Below are 15,652 nucleotides of genomic sequence, written 5' to 3'. Positions count from 1 at the left end.
GATAATAGAAACAAAAACAGTATATTGAAATAAAAACATACAAAGTTATATTAAGGTAAAAGGAGATATAGAAAATGATAAAATGGAAAAAAACATGCGCACTTGTTATGGCAGGTATGATGGGATTATCCCTTACAGCCTGCGGCAGTACAGGAAATACAGGGGACGGAAATGCTGCAGACAACACCACGAAGGAATCTGCAGCAGGAGATAATGCATCAACCAATGAAAATGCTTCGGGAGATGCGCTTTCGGTTATGATCTGGGATACTTATCAGGAGCCGGGCTTAAAGAAGATTATGGATGATTTTACAAAGGAGACAGGAATTCCCACACAGATTCAGGTTGTTACCTGGAATGAATACTGGACACTGCTGGAAGCAGGAGCACAGGGCGGCTCTATGCCGGATGTTTTCTGGATGCATTCCAACGAAGCACAGAGATATATGGAAAATGATATGCTCCTTGATCTTACAGATAAAATCAAGGATAGTGATAAACTGGATATGAGTAAGTTCCCGGAAGATATTAAAGAACTTTATTCTTATAATGACCATGTTTATGCGGTACCAAAAGACATCGATACGATAGCACTGTGGTATAACAAAACTATGTTTGACGAAGCCGGTGTGGCATATCCGGATGATACATGGACATGGGATACCCTTGCTGAAGCAGCGAAGAAACTGACAAAAGCAGACGGATCACAGTATGGTCTGGGAATGAAGAGTGATACAAACCACGAAGGTTACTACAATATCATTTATGATATGGGCGGAAAAGTAATATCGGATGACAAGAAGACTTCAGGATATGATGATCCGAATACCATTAAGGCTATGCAGTATGTTGAGCAGCTGATCAAAGACGGTTCTATGCCAAGCAGCCAGACACTTTCTGAGAACGGACCGGATGTATTGCTGAGATCCGGACAGCTGGCGATGGCATTCCAGGGTTCCTGGATGATTTCCAGTTTCAAAGATGATGATTATGCCAAAGAGAATCTGGATGTGGCTATTATGCCAAAGGATGCGGAATCAGGAAGAAGATGTTCCGTATACAACGGACTTGGATGGGCAGCATCTGCAAATGGCAAAAATACCGACAATGCATGGAAGCTGATTGAATACCTTGGAACAGAAGCTGCTCAGAAGAAACAGGCTGAATTAGGTGTTACTATGTCTGCTTATGAAGGAACATCCGAAGATTGGGTTAAATCAGCGCCTGAGTTTAATTTACAGGCATATTTAGATGTACGAGATGACATGGTAATCCGGCCTTATTCCAGATCCACAGTAATCTGGGAAAACAAAACTAATGAGCTTTTAAAAGAAGTATGGGCAGGCAACGCAGACATGGCAGAAACCTGTAAGAAGATCGCAGAGGAAATGAATGCATCTTTAGCAGAGGAGTAAAGTGTGATCTAGAGCATGTTTGTAAACTGCTTGTTTGGGACTATCGTAAGCCAGTTTGGATATTTATAAAAATATGTGTGATTATGGCGGTATGGCAGGTCTGCTGTACCGCCATAGAATTAAAGACGAAAGGAGTTGGGACATATGTCTAAGAAAAAAGTAAAAGGCACTTCCCGCGCCCGCAACGAGTTCCTTTGGGGATGGGCGTTTATATTGCCTACGATGATCGGGCTAATTGTATTGAATATTATTCCAATCGTACAGACTATTTACCAGAGCTTTTTTAAAACCGGAGATTTTGGTAAGGGAAATATATTTGTTGGTGCAGATAACTATATGAAACTTTTTGGTGACGGACAGGTGTGGCAGGCGTTATTAAATACTTTTAAATACGCAATTGTGGAAGTTCCGTTTTCCATTGCCATTGCACTTGTACTGGCTGTTCTGCTCAATCGTAAGATGAAAGGGCGCAGTGTCTACAGAACAATTTTCTTCCTGCCGATGGTTGCCGCACCTGCTGCGATTGCTATGGTATGGAGATGGTTGTATAATTCCGACTTTGGATTGATTAATAATCTGACCGGAACAGATACTAATTGGATCTCTAACCCGAAGATTGCGGTGTTTGCCATCGCAGTTGTGGGTGTATGGTCCATTATCGGTTATAATATGGTGTTGTTTTTGTCCGGTCTGCAGGAAGTACCTCATGATTATTATGAGGCGGCAGAAATTGACGGAGCAACGGGAATCAAACAGTTTTTCCACATTACCATCCCGCTGATTTCGCCTACCATCTTCTTTGTATTGGTGACCAGGGTAATCGGGGCATTACAGGTATTTGATTTGATATTCATGGTGATGGATAAGTCTAATCCCGCATTGGAAAAAACACAGTCACTGGTTTATCTGTTCTACCGGTATTCATTTACGGAGAAAAATCTCGGCTATGGTTCCACTATCGTTGTGCTGCTCTTAGTAGTGATTATGATCATAACTGTTTTCCAGATGATCGCACAGAAAAAATGGGTTCATTATAATTAGAAGGAGGGAAAGTAATGGAATCGAAGAAAAAAGTAGTATCTGTATTGATTCATGTGATTTTAATTTTAATTTCTATAACCATGCTGGTACCTTTCCTCTGGATGATTTTAACCGCTTTTAAGTCGGTAACGGAAGCTACTCAGGTAGACCCTTTTGTTATATTTCCAAAGGTTTGGAGAACAGACGCTTTTAAAGCGGTGTGGAACAATATGAATTTCCTGCTGCTTTATAAAAATACATTATTGTTAATCATAGGAAGGGTATTATGTGCTGTGATTACAGCCACAATGGCAGGTTACGCATTTGGGCGGCTTCATTTTAAAGGCAAGAACCTGATGTTCTCTCTGGTTTTATTCCAGATGATGATTCCGGCACAGATCTTTATTATCCCTCAGTATCTGATGATCAGTAAAATGGGAATGATGAATACTATTTTTGCACTGGTCTTCCCGGGACTTGTAACGGCATTCGGTACTTTTCTCTTAAGACAGGGTTACATGGGACTTCCAAATGATCTGGAAGAGGCAGCCAGACTGGACGGGTGTAATATCGGACAGACATTTTTATTTATCATGGCACCGTTAACCAGATCTGCGATGGTAGCGCTGGGTATCTTTACTGCGGTATTTGCATTCAAAGATCTGATGTGGCCAATGATTGTAAACACAGATAAAAACATGCTGACACTGTCTGCGGCACTTGCCAAAATGCAGGGACAGTATGTAACGAAATTTCCGGAACTGATGGCAGCTTCTCTGATCGCCTGCCTTCCGATGATCGTTATTTATGTGATATTTCAAAAACAGTTTATTGAAGGAATTGCAACTTCAGGCGGTAAGCTGTAGAAAACACGAATTAAAAAGAAGGAGGCCAATGGAATGGCAGTTACATTTGACCAGGAAAAGAAAGTCTTTACTTTACAGACAAAAAATGCCACCTATCAGATGCTGGTGAGCAGCTATCAGCATTTAATACATGTGTATTACGGGGCTAAAATAGGAAGCATGGAATTATCCTACCTGATCCGCGGCATTAACAGAGGATTTTCCGGAAATCCATACGAAGGTGGAAATGACAGGGGGTATTCCCTGGACACCTATCCCCAGGAGTATTCTACTTTCGGAATGGGAGATTACCGTTCCAGCTGTCTTCAGGCAGAGAATCCGGACGGAAGCCAGGTAACGGAACTTCTATATGTATCCCACAAAATTTACGATGGCAAATATGCCCTGGAGGGACTGCCGGCAGTATGGGCAGAGGAATCCGAAGCCCAGACCCTGGAAATCGTTTTAAAGGACCAGGCAACCGATCTGGAAGTAACGCTGTTATACGGTGTCCTGGAAGACTACGATGTGATTACCAGGGCTTGCCGGATTAAAAATGGAAATCAGGATGCGGTGTACCTGAACAGAGCGCTGACGGCATGCCTTGATTTTACAACCGATCACTTTGATGTGATCTCTTTCTATGGAAAACATAACATGGAACGGATTATGCAGAGAAGAAATGTCTGCCATGGAAAAGTATTGATTGACAGTACCAGGGGTACCTCCAGTCATCATGAGAATCCATTTATGATTATCTGCGGCCGGGATGCAGGGGAAGAATATGGCGAATGTTACGGTGCTTCCTTTGTATACAGCGGTAATTTTATGGCGCAGGTGGAAGTAGACCAGGTAAATCAGACGCGGTTTACTATGGGAATCAATGCAGATGGGTTCCGGTATAAGCTGGAGCCGGGAGATGTGTTCACAACGCCGGAAGTAATCTTGTCGTTCAGTACAAATGGACTGGGCACATTGTCCGGAAATTTTCACAAACTATATATGGATCATCTGATCCGAAGCAAATTCAAAAAGCAGCGCAGACCGGTTCTGATCAATAACTGGGAAGCAACGGAATTTGAATTTGAGGAAGATACGCTGGTTTCTATTGCGGATAGTGCCAAGGATCTGGGTATTGAATTGTTTGTTATGGATGATGGCTGGTTCGGTACCAGAAACCATGATCTGAGCGGACTTGGTGACTGGTTTGTAAATAAAACAAAACTGCCTTCCGGTGTTACCGGACTTGCAAAAAAGATAAATAACCTGGGCATGAAATTTGGTATCTGGATTGAGCCGGAGATGGTAAATGAAGACAGTGACCTGTTTCGGAACCATCCGGAATGGTGTATGCGCATCCCGGGCAGAAAGCCCAATCTGGAGAGGTTCCAGCTGGTTCTGGATATATCCAGACAGGATGTCAGGGATTATCTGTTTGAAACCATTGGTAAGATTCTGGATGAAGCAAATGTAGAATATGTAAAATGGGATATGAACCGTAATTTTGCAGATGTCTGGTCCGCACTGCTGCCAAAGGACAGGCAGGGAGAAGTATGTCACCGATATGTTCTGGGGCTCTATGACATGATGGAGAAATTTGTTACAAAGTACCCGGATATCCTCTTTGAAGGGTGTTCTGGCGGCGGCGGAAGATTTGATGCGGGCATGCTCTATTATATGCCTCAGATCTGGTGCAGTGATGACACAGATGCTATCGAACGGATACGGATTCAGTATGGAACTTCTTTTGGATATCCGATCAGCACCGTTGGAGCGCATGTATCAGTCAGCCCCAATCAGCAGACAGGACGGAGCACACCGCTCGAGACAAGAGGTACTGTGGCGATGGCCGGGACCTTCGGCTATGAACTGGACGTAAGAACGTTGGATGAGGAAGAGCGGGAAGCGGTGCGGCAGCAGATTCAGTTCTTTAAAGAAAATTATGACCTTATTCAATACGGTACGTATTACCGGCTGAGCAATCCGGAGGAAAATCGCGATTATGCCGCATGGCAGTTTGTAAATGAAGATGGCAGCAAATCCCTGTTTAGTATTGTAGTGCTTCATTCGTATGCGAATCCTGCATTATTCAGAGTCAGAGTGAAAGGTTTAAAACCGGACAGCTTCTACAAAGTGAATGATGAAGACCGTATCTATGAGGGAAGTGCACTGATGAATGCGGGAATTAATATTCCTTTAGTAAATGGAGATTATCAGAGTTTTAATTTTGCGATAAAAGAAATTTAGAAATTTAGTCCGTTTTAGAAAAATTATTTTCTCAGAAAGTAATTTTAACAAAAATTGATATTGTGCTGATTATGATTAAACCCGTTTGTTTTCTATATGACAAACGGGTTTATTTTTGCAGGTAGCGGACCTTATGATAGTATACTTAATAACTAATAAGTAACTATGTGAAAAAATATGTTGCAATAAACAATTTATTGTGATAGTATAGTTGTATTAAAACATTCTAAGAACTGGCTGTTCTGCCAGGTGATTTCCAATTGACATTTAATTAAATATAAGGCATTGCTATGCTTGCCGTAAGTCGCTATAATATATCTGGAATCGAACGAACCCTTCTTACGCTGCAAAGGTTACTGCCTTTTAGTATGAGGAGGACTAACATGATAAATTCGCCCAAAACAAGTAATATTCAGACTGAAAAAGAGAAAACAGAACCATTTATTATGCTGCCTACGGTTGATTTTTGTTTTAAAGAACTGATGTGCAGTGAGAAAGCAAGGAAAGGATTAATTGCCGCATTTTTGAACATGGATCCAAAGGACATTCAGGAAACGGTACTGCTGAATACAAGCCTGCGAAAGGAAAAAGAAAATGAAAAGCTTGGAATTCTGGACGTAAGGGTACGAATGCATGACAACACCCAGATCGATCTGGAAATGCAGGTACTGCCTTTCCAATGCTGGGAAGAACGCACCCTGTTTTATGCCTGCAAGATGTACACAGACCAGATTGTAAGCGGGGATAATTATGATGTACTGGTGAAATGTATCCAAATCAGTATACTGGATTTTGCATTTTTACAGGATACAGATCAATGGTATTCCTGTTTTCATCTCCGGGAAGATCAGAGGGGGAGCTTATACTCCGATAAACTGGAATTGCATGTACTGGAGCTGCCCAAGCTGGGTAATTGGGAAGAACCGGAAAATGAATTATTACAATGGGCGAAATTCCTGAACGGAAAACGGGAGGAGGATTTCAAAGAAATGGCAGAGAAAAACGAATACATAAACGAAGCGTATCAGATCTTAAAAAACATCAGTGCAGATGACCAAAAAAGATACGAATACGAATCAAGGGAGAAAGCAATCAGGGATCATAACCATATCATATACATGGCGAAAAAAGAAGGCCGGGAAGAAGGCTGGAAAGTGGGCCGTGAAGAAGGGCGCGAACAAGGCCGTGAAGAAGGCATTAAAGTTTTTATACGGGATAATCTGGACGAGGGTATCATCCCCGAACGAATTGTTGCAAAGCTGCAGAAATGTTTCAACCTGGATTTTAATTCTGCTGAAAAATACTATGAGAAATATAAGTAACGCAGCTTATATGTTCGAAATAAGAATGAGATGTCGTTAACCGGATCGGTTATCTATCAGCGGCAGTTGCTGCAAAATTTGCAGCAACTGCTTTTCTGATTCAGTATTAATAAGCCAGTATTATATTTTTATAGTCTTTTAACTCTTCCGAAACTGACTCCGTAATTATCGGATAGGTATCAAGATCAGCTATTTTCACCATAGTAATACAACCGTATTTACTGGAATCTATGAGAAAGTAGGGGGTGGCCGAGTTCTGAAGTGCCAGAGTTTTGATTACTTTTTCATTAATATCATGATTGGTAATTCCGGCCTGGATTGTAAAGCCGTTGGCACCCAGGAAGCATTTATTAAAGTTAAGATCCTTCAGAGTTGATTCTGCGATGGGACCAATACATGAATTGGTGGTGGATTTAATATTTCCGCCCACCATGATGGATGGTACACCATAATGTATGAGCTGGTTGATATGTGATATGCTGTTGGTAATTACAGTTATATTTTTATCCGTTAGTAACGGGATCATATGATAGGTAGTGCTGGAGGGGTCTACGAAAATCACATCACCATCCTGAATCAGGGAAACGGCTTTTTTGGCAATCAGGTATTTCGCATCTCTGTTTAAATCCAGTTTTGTTGTAATGCTGAGTTCTGTTGGTTTTTGAGCAAGTTTTACACCACCGCCGTGCAGCAGAACTATTTTGCTTTCTTTTTCTAATTTAGATAAGTCGCGGCGGATGGTGGAGATGGAAATATTCAATACATCCATTAAATCTTCTACGGATACAATCTCATCATTCGAGAGAATATTCAGTATTTTTTCTTGGCGCATTGCAGGAATCATAAATCGTGAGCCTCCTTGATTAAATCTTTTTTCCATTATATCACATTTTGCAGTTATATGAATGAACTTTTTTAGAAACTTATTCGAAAAAATGTTTGATTTCGGTCAAATATTGATGTGTAGTTGATTATTTAATGCACAATTTTGAATTATAGATCAACATTTGTATAGATTATGTTATTATAGTTGCTCAGTTCCGGTATGAATTTTTCCGTTATGATTGGATATTCATTGATATTCGCCAGTTTGACCATAGCAATTACATTAAATTTGCTGGAATCCATTAAAAAATAAGGATGACAGCTTTGCCGGACTGCCAGAGTTTTGATCACATTTTCATTAATGTCATGATTGGTAATGCCGGAAGTGATGCTAAACCCATTGGCTCCAATGAAACATTTGTTAAAGTTAAAATCTCTTAGTATATTTTCCGCAATCAATCCGATACAGGAATTAGTGGATATCTTAATGGTACCGCCTACCATAATACAGGGTATCTTATGGTGAATTAATTCATCGATATGGGAAACGCTGTTTGTAATAACTGTTACCCTGCATTCCTTTAAATATGGAATCATCTGGTAGGTTGTACTGGATGGGTCCAGATAAATGACATCTCCATCTGCAATCAGGGAAGCCGCTTTTTTAGCAATTTGATCCTTTGCTTCTTTATGAAGCCCCATTTTAGCGTACATGCTCATTTCAGTATTTTTAGGCAGGATCCGTATGCCCCCTCCATGCATAAGCATAATTTTTTCTTGTTTTGAGAGTTTTATTAAATCTCTTCTGAGTGTAGAAGGAGAAATATCTAAAAGCTTTGTTAATTTTTCAGTTGATATAATATCGGATTCAGAAATTATATCAATAATTTTTTTCTGGCGCAATTCTGGAATCATATTGCTACGCCTCCTTTTGTTATTCTGACAAGTGTTTGGTTAAGACTTGTCTATCATATCATAATATGGAAAGAAAGTGAATATTTTTATTGTAAAAAGTGAAAATAAATGAAATAATATGATTATATTATGAAAAATAGCGGAAGAAACAGGATTGTTTATCATTGCACAGAAAAAAACATTGGTACTATCCGATGAAATTGAGCGCTGTAATAGGTGTTGTTCGTCAAATAGTCCACATATAATCACAAAAATATCATAAATATTCAAAATATGTTCAAATAGTTCTTGCAAATATGATATATATATGATAATATAATGAATGAAAAGAGATATAACTAATAAATAATAAAAATCAGGAGGAAGGTTCTTATGGCAATGAAAAAATTAATTGCAGCAGCATTAGCAGTAACACTTTTGGGGTCAACACTTGCAGGATGCAGTTCGGGGGACAAAAATACAGGAGGAACAGATAGTACCGGTGCAAAAACGGAGGCCGGAAGTGAAAATAAAGAAAGTGATGATAAAACAGCAGACAGCGGTGACAGGGAGAAATTAGAGTTTTGGGGCTGGTGGGGATCAGAAGCAAGAAAACCGGTTCTGGAAGAAGCCGTGAAAATGTTTAATGAATCACAGGAAAAATATGAAGTTACATATGTGAATCTTCCATGGGGAGATGTTTTTACGAAGAATATAGCACAGATTGCAGCTGGCAATCCTACCGATATTATGGCAAATACTTTGGAGGAAGTTCGATTCCGTGCAGAGCAGGGACAGGTTGAGAGCCTGGATGATTTTCTGAAAAAAGATGAGGGGACAGGAGCTGACAGTTTTATTGAACAAGACTTAGATGCCTGTACCGGAGAAGATGGAAGTGTTTATGCATTACCCTTCTCTGTTGATACCAGAGTGATCTATTATAATAAAGATCATTTTACGGAGGCGGGATTAGATCCTGAAAATCCACCTAAGACTTGGGACGAATTAAAAGAAGCTGCTTACAAACTGGAAAAGAAGAATGGAGATGCTTATGACAGGATAGGATTTCTTCCATTGCTTGGAAACGGCGGTTTGGATACCTGGGTATGTAATGCCAATAAGGGACAGATCTGGTATGACGAAAGTGGTAATCCGTCTGTAGACACCGATATTAATAAGGATGTTTTCAAATGGGTTGACGAGTTTACTCAGCATTATGGAAGTAGTACATATAATGAAATGAGCGCAGCATTTAAGTCTGGTATGCAGGATCCGTTTTCTTCCGGAAAACTTTCTATGCTGTTACAGACAAGCGCATATGTGTCCTCTCTAAAGCAGACAAATCCGGATTTGAATTACGGGGTTATGCAGATGCCGGAATACAAAGAAGGAAATGGGCACACGGTAAATGGCAGTGGATTTGTGCTGGAAATACCAAAAGGAGCAAAAAATCCGGAAGGCTCCTATGAATTTATTAAATTTATGACGAGTAAAGATATGCAGGAATTCTTATGTGAAAGACTGGGAGATTTTTCTGCCAGGACAGATTTTGATAAAGACAGTGCTTTTTTAAGTGATCCGATTACTGCAAAAATTTCTGAAGCATTATCAGATACAAAGGCAGCAGTTACACCAAACAATATGAAAGGTTATACAGATATCATCAATCCACTGATTGAAGAAGGAACCCTGGGAGTAAAGAGTACCGATGATGCTCTGGCAAATGCACAAAAGGCATTCCAGGATTTCCTGAAGTAATGATTGGAATATAGTGGATTGTTAAAATGGCTCTTTGATTTTTGAAGAGTCATTTTTAGAAAAAGAAAGAAGGTAGCTTTATGTTTGGTAAATTACTGAGTAGGCTGGGTATTAAGAATATGAAGGCAAGGGAGAGCGTTTATGGATATATTTTTATACTTCCCTGGCTGATTGGAATCCTTTGTTTTGTTATGGGACCGCTGATCTTTTCTTTTATCACCAGTTTTACCGATTATAATATGATGAAGATGGACTTTACCGGGTTGACGAATTATAAAAAAATGTTCTTCGAAGATCAGCTTTTTTGGAAAAGTCTGCAAAATACCGTAGTTTATGCGCTGATTAATATTCCCCTTGTCACAATCGGAGGGGTAGTGGTTGCATGTATATTAAACCGGTCTATATTCGGTCTTCGGACGTTTCGAACCATATATTATCTGCCATCTATTATGGTAGGGGTTGGTACATATTTTCTCTGGATGTTATTACTGGACCCGGCGAACGGTCTTGTAAATACAATATTAAAGTTTGTGGGAATTACCGGTCCGGGCTGGCTTACAGATCCTAATTGGACAAAACCGGCAATCATTCTGATGCACCTTTGGGGATTGGGTGGACAGATGCTTTTATATCTGGCAAGGCTGCAAAGTATCCCCACAGAGTATTACGAGGCAGCAAGTATTGATGGTGCCAGCGGTTTTAAGCGGTTTACAAAAATTACTGTACCCCTGTTATCCCCGATTATTTTTTACAATCTGACCATCGGTATTATCGGAGCATTTCAGATATTCCAGGAAGGTTATATCTTCTCCGGAGACGGAACCGGGAATCCCGCAGGTTCTCTTTTGTTTTATAATGTGCATCTGTGGAATCAGGCATTTAAGAATTTCAAAACAGGTTATGCCAATGCCATGTGCTGGTTCCTATTTGCGATTATCATGGTATTGACCATATTTAATCAGAAGGGTTCTAAAAAATGGGTTTATTACGAGGAAGGTGATAATGATGACTAGACAGAAAGAAAAAAATGGCAGTAGTTCAAAACAAAAATTTAAAAGAGACCGGGTAACCGATTTGTTTATGTTTTTTATTTTATGTCTGGGTGCAGTCATCATATTATTTCCTATCATCTGGATGGTCTGTACAGCGTTGAAATCCCCTCAGGAAGTGGCACAGTATCCGCCAACACTGATTCCCCAGGTACCAATGTTTGAAAACTTCGCCATAGCATGGACGAAGGCACCATTTACAAGGTATACATTAAATACGCTGGTAATTGTACTGTTTACCATCATCGGAAATGTATTAGTGAACTCCTTTGTTGCCTATGGATTTGCCAAAATTGAATTTAAGGGAAGAAAACCGCTATTTAAAATTGTATTGGCAACTATGATGATTCCGGGCTTTGTTACCCTGGTTCCTACCTATGTTATTTTTTCGAAGATTGGCTGGGTTGGCACGTATCTGCCACTGATCATTCCTGCTTTTACAGGTAATGCTTTTCACATTTTTATGATGCGGCAGTTTTACCGTACTATTCCAAATGAGCTGATGGAAGCTGCAAAAGTAGATGGGGCAGGACACTTCTATATCTGGGGGAAGCTCATGATGCCATTGATTAAACCTATACTGGCAACAATTGCACTGGTTTCTTTCAAAGGAGCATGGAGTGATTTCCAGGGACCTCTGCTGTATATAAATGACCAGAAACTGTATACTTTGCAGTTGGGGCTTCAGGTATTCAAGGGGCAGGGATACACAGAGTGGAATTATCTGATGGCAGTTTCTTTCCTTTCGATGATACCAATCTTAATTCTATTTTTCTGTTTCCAGAATTATTTTATTGAAGGTATGAATGTGGGCGGTGCAGTTAAATAGCCTTGCCATAAGAAAGTGAGGCAGAAATGGAGTTTACAATGAAAAAAATTGGTGTAATACATACAACAAAAGCTACCGTAGACAGTCTGACAGCACAGATCAAAAGTAAAATGGAAGATGCTGAAGTTTATAATATACTGGACGATTCTATTCTTAGGGATATGGCTGACGAAAGAGATACGGAGCTGGTACGCTGGCGCTGGCTGGAATATGCAAAGGTTCTTGAGAAAATGGATATGGATATTATTCTAAGCGCCTGCTCTACAGTTGGAGAATTTGCAGAGGAGGCAGATCGGGTTCTTGGAGTGCCGGTGCTTCGGATTGATGAGGCGATGGCAGAGAAAGCAGTATCAGAAGGTGAAAAAATAGGTGTATTTGCCACGCTAAATACCACGCTAAATCCTACCGTTAATTTAATTGAACGTAAAGCAAGAGAAGCGGGAAAGGCAGTCTGCGTCCGGTCGGTTCTGGTAGAAGGGGCATATGATGCACTGATGTCTCAAAATAAAGCGCTTCACGATAGAAAAATTGCTGATGCGGTGGAAGAGTATCTTGGTGAAGTGGATGTAATTGTGTTGGCGCAGGCATCTATGGCATCAGCAGTTACCGCAAAAGAAGACATGGATCAGAATCGGATTCTGACAAGTCCTGCACTTGGAGTTGATAAATTAAAAAGTATGATTTGCGATATACAAACAGTTAAAACGAACAGAAGCAAAAATAAAACAGAATGAAAGATAATGCTATGATAATAGGGATAGATATGGGAACGACCCATATTAAATCAGTGTTGTTTGACCACGCAGGCAGAATCATTGGAATAGAAAAAGAAGTGACACCTATGTCTAAAGACCAGTGGGGCGATGTATACAGGCCGGATGTGATCTGGGGAATAGTAAAGGAGCAGATGACGAGACTTTGTGCACCTGCAAAAGGGCAGGTGAAAGGGATCAGTATTACCGGTATGGCAGAAGCAGGACTGATCGTGAATCGCCGGACAGGTATAGAAGAAACAGATATATTACCCTGGTTTGATAAGCGGACCGTGGGACTTGCAAAACAGCCGGTCGATGAAGAAGAGCGTAATTTTACTTCCACTGGTTTGCGGGGGAGTTTTAAATATGGTATTTATAAATTCATATGGTTATTGCAGAGCAGGCATATCGATCAGAAGACGGCGGTCTGGCTGTCCATGTGTGATTTTATTGCATGGAAAATGACCGGCGAATTCGTTACCGATCCCAGCTTTGCAGCCAGAACTTATGTTTATGATATTAGAAATGGATGCTGGGATGAAGAACGGATACAGGGATATAAGCTAGAACTTTTTAATTTTCCGGAAGTATTACCAAGCGGAAATGCAATTCCTATACGCAGTCAGGAGATAAAGCGATTGCTTGGATGCAGGAAGCAGGACGAGATCCTGGCAGCGGTTGCAGGCCATGACCATGTGTGCGCGGCATTTGCGCTTTTGCAGAACCGGGAAGAGGACATATGCAACAGTTTGGGAACGGCTGAGACTTATATTGGTTTATTGAAACAGAAACCCAAGGATAATTACGGCTCACAGGCGGCGGCAGATGACGATTTCAAGCAGGGAAGTGGATTTATATATGGTCCTTTTGTAGACGGCGGGTATTTCTGGATGGGAAATATTCCTTCGGCAGGCCAGTCGGTAGAATGGTTTCGGAAAACAGCCCAGAAAGAAGAGATTAGCTATAAGGAAATGAATGATATGCTGGAATCTCTGCCCATGAACCCTACGCAGATATTATATTTTCCATATCTGACAGGGATGGGGACACCTGTTTTCAAACCGGATACGGGGGCAAATTTCATCGGGCTGAAGATGGAACATACATACGCACATATTTTAAAGGGTATCATGGAAGGTATTCAATATCAGGCCGCGTGGATTTTGGACCTTCTGTACCGGTGGCACGGAATAAGCCCCGGAATCGTCCGTTGTGCAGGCGGTGCGGTTAACAGCCGGGTCTGGATGCAGATCAAGGCAGATGTTTTGGGGAAGATTATACAAGTCCCTTCCGTTTCGGAGGCAACCGCACTGGGAGCTGCTGCTTTATATATAAAAAAGAATGAAGGAGCCGATGCCTGCCGTCTGTTTCTGGATGCTCCGCTGCAGACAAGAGACTGGTATTATCCGGATTTGGACAGGGGTATGGAATACGGCAGGATATGGAGTGAGAAATATATGCCTTTGGCACAAGAGCCTGTTTGAAAGTTCATTCCTGCTATCTGCACACCCTGCTTCGCGGTATATTAGCTCCAGATTTAGGTTATATAGCCCGCTATGCGCTTTTAATTGGAACGAATCGCCAACAAAGTGTGACGCACAGCTGTCAGAAAGCATTTTCAAACACGCTCCAGTAATTTTCAAACACGCTCCAGAAGGAGAGAAAGGGTATTGCAGATAATTCTGCAATATGCAATAGGTATAATGATGATAAAAAGAGTAGAGAATTTGACAGATATTTTAAAAGATGCAACAGAGAACCAGTATGCGGTGGGATCCTTTTCTGCACGTTATACGAAGCTGATCAGGCCGATTATTGAGGCAGCTATAAATCGGAAATCTCCTGTAATTGTACAGCTTTCGGAAAAGGAAATTATACGTCATAAGGTGGGAATTCCTGAATTTACAGAGGAATTTTACCGTGTTATGGAAGAATTGAAGCCGACAGTTCCGGTGGCACTGCATTTAGATCATACGAAGACCATAGCAGTGATTCAGGAAGCAATTGACTATGGATTTTCTTCGGTAATGATCGATGCTTCAGAACTGGAATTTGATGAGAATGTGGCTGTTACAAAGAAAGTTGCAGGGATTGCGCATCCGGTGGGTGTTACGGTAGAGGCGGAGCTTGGGAAAATAGGTACGACGGATTTTGTGGAAACAGATACCGATGAAGAGATGTTTACAGACCCAAAAGAAGCACAGGAATTCTGCAGACAGACCAAGACAGACTGCCTGGCAGTATCGGTTGGAACGGCACATGGTGTATATACCGTAAAACAGCCCAGTGTTGATTACATGAGAATCACAAGAATAAATAAACTTACGGATACTCCGCTGGTACTGCATGGAGGTTCAGGTGTGCCAAGTGATATGGTAGCAAAAGCAGCTCAGATGCCAACCGGTGGAGTCAGCAAGGTGAATATTGCAACAGATCTGGAGCTTGAGATGCTGGCAGTAGTGGGCCGGGAAGGCCATATGACCGAAGAGGAACTGAATAGTTACCCCGAAGATGTGATTGAAAAATCCAGAGAAGCGGTACGCCTGCTGGTGGAAGAAAAAATGGATCATTATCTTTTCAGCAGTGGGAAGGCATAAATTTTTATATAGAAGAGAGGCAGTATCGCAGACAAGCCTGCGATATGCAGAAGGGATAAGTGTGAAAGAAAAGCACTTTCAAACTACTTATTAAGG

Annotated in this window: 13 protein-coding genes; 11 read left to right on the top strand and 2 right to left on the bottom strand. The window is 41.0% G+C overall.

Features of this window, described 5'->3' with window-relative positions; all coding sequences use genetic code 11:
* The first annotated feature begins 74 nt into the window (after positions 1-74).
* The 5 genes from QR40_RS14780 to QR40_RS14760 all read left to right on the top strand — a co-directional run bounded on the left by QR40_RS14780 (position 75) and on the right by QR40_RS14760 (position 6,849).
* On the top strand, positions 75-1,415 hold the full coding sequence (locus QR40_RS14780; RefSeq protein WP_027292388.1) for an ABC transporter substrate-binding protein: 1,341 nt from the start codon (positions 75-77) through the stop codon (positions 1,413-1,415).
* Positions 1,416-1,559: 144 nt separating this feature from the next.
* Positions 1,560-2,456 carry a carbohydrate ABC transporter permease gene (locus QR40_RS14775; RefSeq protein ID WP_027292389.1) on the top strand — a complete coding sequence of 299 codons (897 nt, stop codon included), beginning with the start codon at positions 1,560-1,562 and terminating at the stop codon, positions 2,454-2,456.
* Between the two features lie 14 nt (positions 2,457-2,470).
* The gene (locus QR40_RS14770) at positions 2,471-3,301 is read left to right on the top strand and encodes a carbohydrate ABC transporter permease (RefSeq protein ID WP_027292390.1); all 831 of its coding nucleotides are present in this window, start codon (positions 2,471-2,473) and stop codon (positions 3,299-3,301) included.
* Positions 3,302-3,334: 33 nt separating this feature from the next.
* Entirely contained in the window at positions 3,335-5,527 is a 2,193-nt protein-coding gene (locus QR40_RS14765) for an alpha-galactosidase (protein WP_027292391.1), read from the top strand.
* A 383-nt stretch (positions 5,528-5,910) separates the two neighbouring features.
* The gene (locus QR40_RS14760) at positions 5,911-6,849 is read left to right on the top strand and encodes an Rpn family recombination-promoting nuclease/putative transposase (protein ID WP_052430870.1); all 939 of its coding nucleotides are present in this window, start codon (positions 5,911-5,913) and stop codon (positions 6,847-6,849) included.
* Between the two features lie 106 nt (positions 6,850-6,955).
* Here the strand turns inward: QR40_RS14760 and QR40_RS14755 are convergent, their stop codons facing one another.
* Both QR40_RS14755 and QR40_RS14750 read right to left on the bottom strand, forming a co-directional pair.
* Entirely contained in the window at positions 6,956-7,693 is a 738-nt protein-coding gene (locus tag QR40_RS14755) for a DeoR/GlpR family DNA-binding transcription regulator (RefSeq protein ID WP_027292392.1), read from the bottom strand.
* 149 nt (positions 7,694-7,842) lie between these two features.
* Positions 7,843-8,589 carry a DeoR/GlpR family DNA-binding transcription regulator gene (locus QR40_RS14750; RefSeq protein WP_027292393.1) on the bottom strand — a complete coding sequence of 249 codons (747 nt, stop codon included), beginning with the start codon at positions 8,587-8,589 and terminating at the stop codon, positions 7,843-7,845.
* Between the two features lie 372 nt (positions 8,590-8,961).
* Between QR40_RS14750 and QR40_RS14745 the strand changes: the two genes are divergently transcribed.
* From QR40_RS14745 to QR40_RS14720, 6 genes are all read left to right on the top strand, one after another.
* Positions 8,962-10,326: an ABC transporter substrate-binding protein gene (locus QR40_RS14745; RefSeq protein ID WP_242849027.1), complete on the top strand. Its 1,365-nt coding sequence runs from the start codon at positions 8,962-8,964 to the stop codon at positions 10,324-10,326.
* Positions 10,327-10,406: 80 nt separating this feature from the next.
* On the top strand, positions 10,407-11,339 hold the full coding sequence (locus QR40_RS14740) for a carbohydrate ABC transporter permease (protein WP_044295763.1): 933 nt from the start codon (positions 10,407-10,409) through the stop codon (positions 11,337-11,339).
* The gene (locus QR40_RS14735; RefSeq protein ID WP_242849028.1) at positions 11,329-12,204 is read left to right on the top strand and encodes a carbohydrate ABC transporter permease; all 876 of its coding nucleotides are present in this window, start codon (positions 11,329-11,331) and stop codon (positions 12,202-12,204) included. Before QR40_RS14740 ends, QR40_RS14735 begins: the two co-directional genes overlap by 11 nt.
* 38 nt (positions 12,205-12,242) lie before the next feature.
* Positions 12,243-12,938: an aspartate/glutamate racemase family protein gene (locus QR40_RS14730; RefSeq protein ID WP_044295868.1), complete on the top strand. Its 696-nt coding sequence runs from the start codon at positions 12,243-12,245 to the stop codon at positions 12,936-12,938.
* Positions 12,935-14,443, top strand: a complete 1,509-nt coding sequence (locus QR40_RS14725) for an FGGY-family carbohydrate kinase (protein ID WP_027292397.1) — start codon at positions 12,935-12,937, stop codon at positions 14,441-14,443. The genes QR40_RS14730 and QR40_RS14725 overlap by 4 nt, the downstream gene beginning before the upstream one ends.
* Before the next feature lie 219 nt (positions 14,444-14,662).
* The gene (locus QR40_RS14720; protein WP_152614219.1) at positions 14,663-15,556 is read left to right on the top strand and encodes a class II fructose-bisphosphate aldolase; all 894 of its coding nucleotides are present in this window, start codon (positions 14,663-14,665) and stop codon (positions 15,554-15,556) included.
* The last annotated feature ends 96 nt before the right edge of the window (positions 15,557-15,652 follow it).

It is taken from the genome of Robinsoniella peoriensis, from assembly GCF_000797495.1.
In the GTDB taxonomy this organism is placed as follows: domain Bacteria; phylum Bacillota; class Clostridia; order Lachnospirales; family Lachnospiraceae; genus Robinsoniella; species Robinsoniella peoriensis.
The sequence above is the reverse complement of the archived record's forward strand: the minus strand, read 5'-3'. Positions and strand labels throughout refer to the sequence as shown.

What these genes read in the sequence shown, in the direction of transcription:
- QR40_RS14720 (WP_152614219.1), top strand. Translation starts at nt 14,663, where the DNA reads ATGATGATAAAAAGAGTAGAGAATTTGACAGATATTTTAAAAGATGCA.
- QR40_RS14750 (WP_027292393.1), bottom strand. Translation starts at nt 8,589, where the DNA reads ATGATTCCAGAATTGCGCCAGAAAAAAATTATTGATATAATTTCTGAA.
- QR40_RS14725 (WP_027292397.1), top strand. Translation starts at nt 12,935, where the DNA reads ATGAAAGATAATGCTATGATAATAGGGATAGATATGGGAACGACCCAT.
- QR40_RS14760 (WP_052430870.1), top strand. Translation starts at nt 5,911, where the DNA reads ATGATAAATTCGCCCAAAACAAGTAATATTCAGACTGAAAAAGAGAAA.
- QR40_RS14765 (WP_027292391.1), top strand. Translation starts at nt 3,335, where the DNA reads ATGGCAGTTACATTTGACCAGGAAAAGAAAGTCTTTACTTTACAGACA.
- QR40_RS14735 (WP_242849028.1), top strand. Translation starts at nt 11,329, where the DNA reads ATGATGACTAGACAGAAAGAAAAAAATGGCAGTAGTTCAAAACAAAAA.
- QR40_RS14780 (WP_027292388.1), top strand. Translation starts at nt 75, where the DNA reads ATGATAAAATGGAAAAAAACATGCGCACTTGTTATGGCAGGTATGATG.
- QR40_RS14775 (WP_027292389.1), top strand. Translation starts at nt 1,560, where the DNA reads ATGTCTAAGAAAAAAGTAAAAGGCACTTCCCGCGCCCGCAACGAGTTC.
- QR40_RS14770 (WP_027292390.1), top strand. Translation starts at nt 2,471, where the DNA reads ATGGAATCGAAGAAAAAAGTAGTATCTGTATTGATTCATGTGATTTTA.
- QR40_RS14755 (WP_027292392.1), bottom strand. Translation starts at nt 7,693, where the DNA reads ATGATTCCTGCAATGCGCCAAGAAAAAATACTGAATATTCTCTCGAAT.
- QR40_RS14730 (WP_044295868.1), top strand. Translation starts at nt 12,243, where the DNA reads ATGAAAAAAATTGGTGTAATACATACAACAAAAGCTACCGTAGACAGT.
- QR40_RS14740 (WP_044295763.1), top strand. Translation starts at nt 10,407, where the DNA reads ATGTTTGGTAAATTACTGAGTAGGCTGGGTATTAAGAATATGAAGGCA.
- QR40_RS14745 (WP_242849027.1), top strand. Translation starts at nt 8,962, where the DNA reads ATGGCAATGAAAAAATTAATTGCAGCAGCATTAGCAGTAACACTTTTG.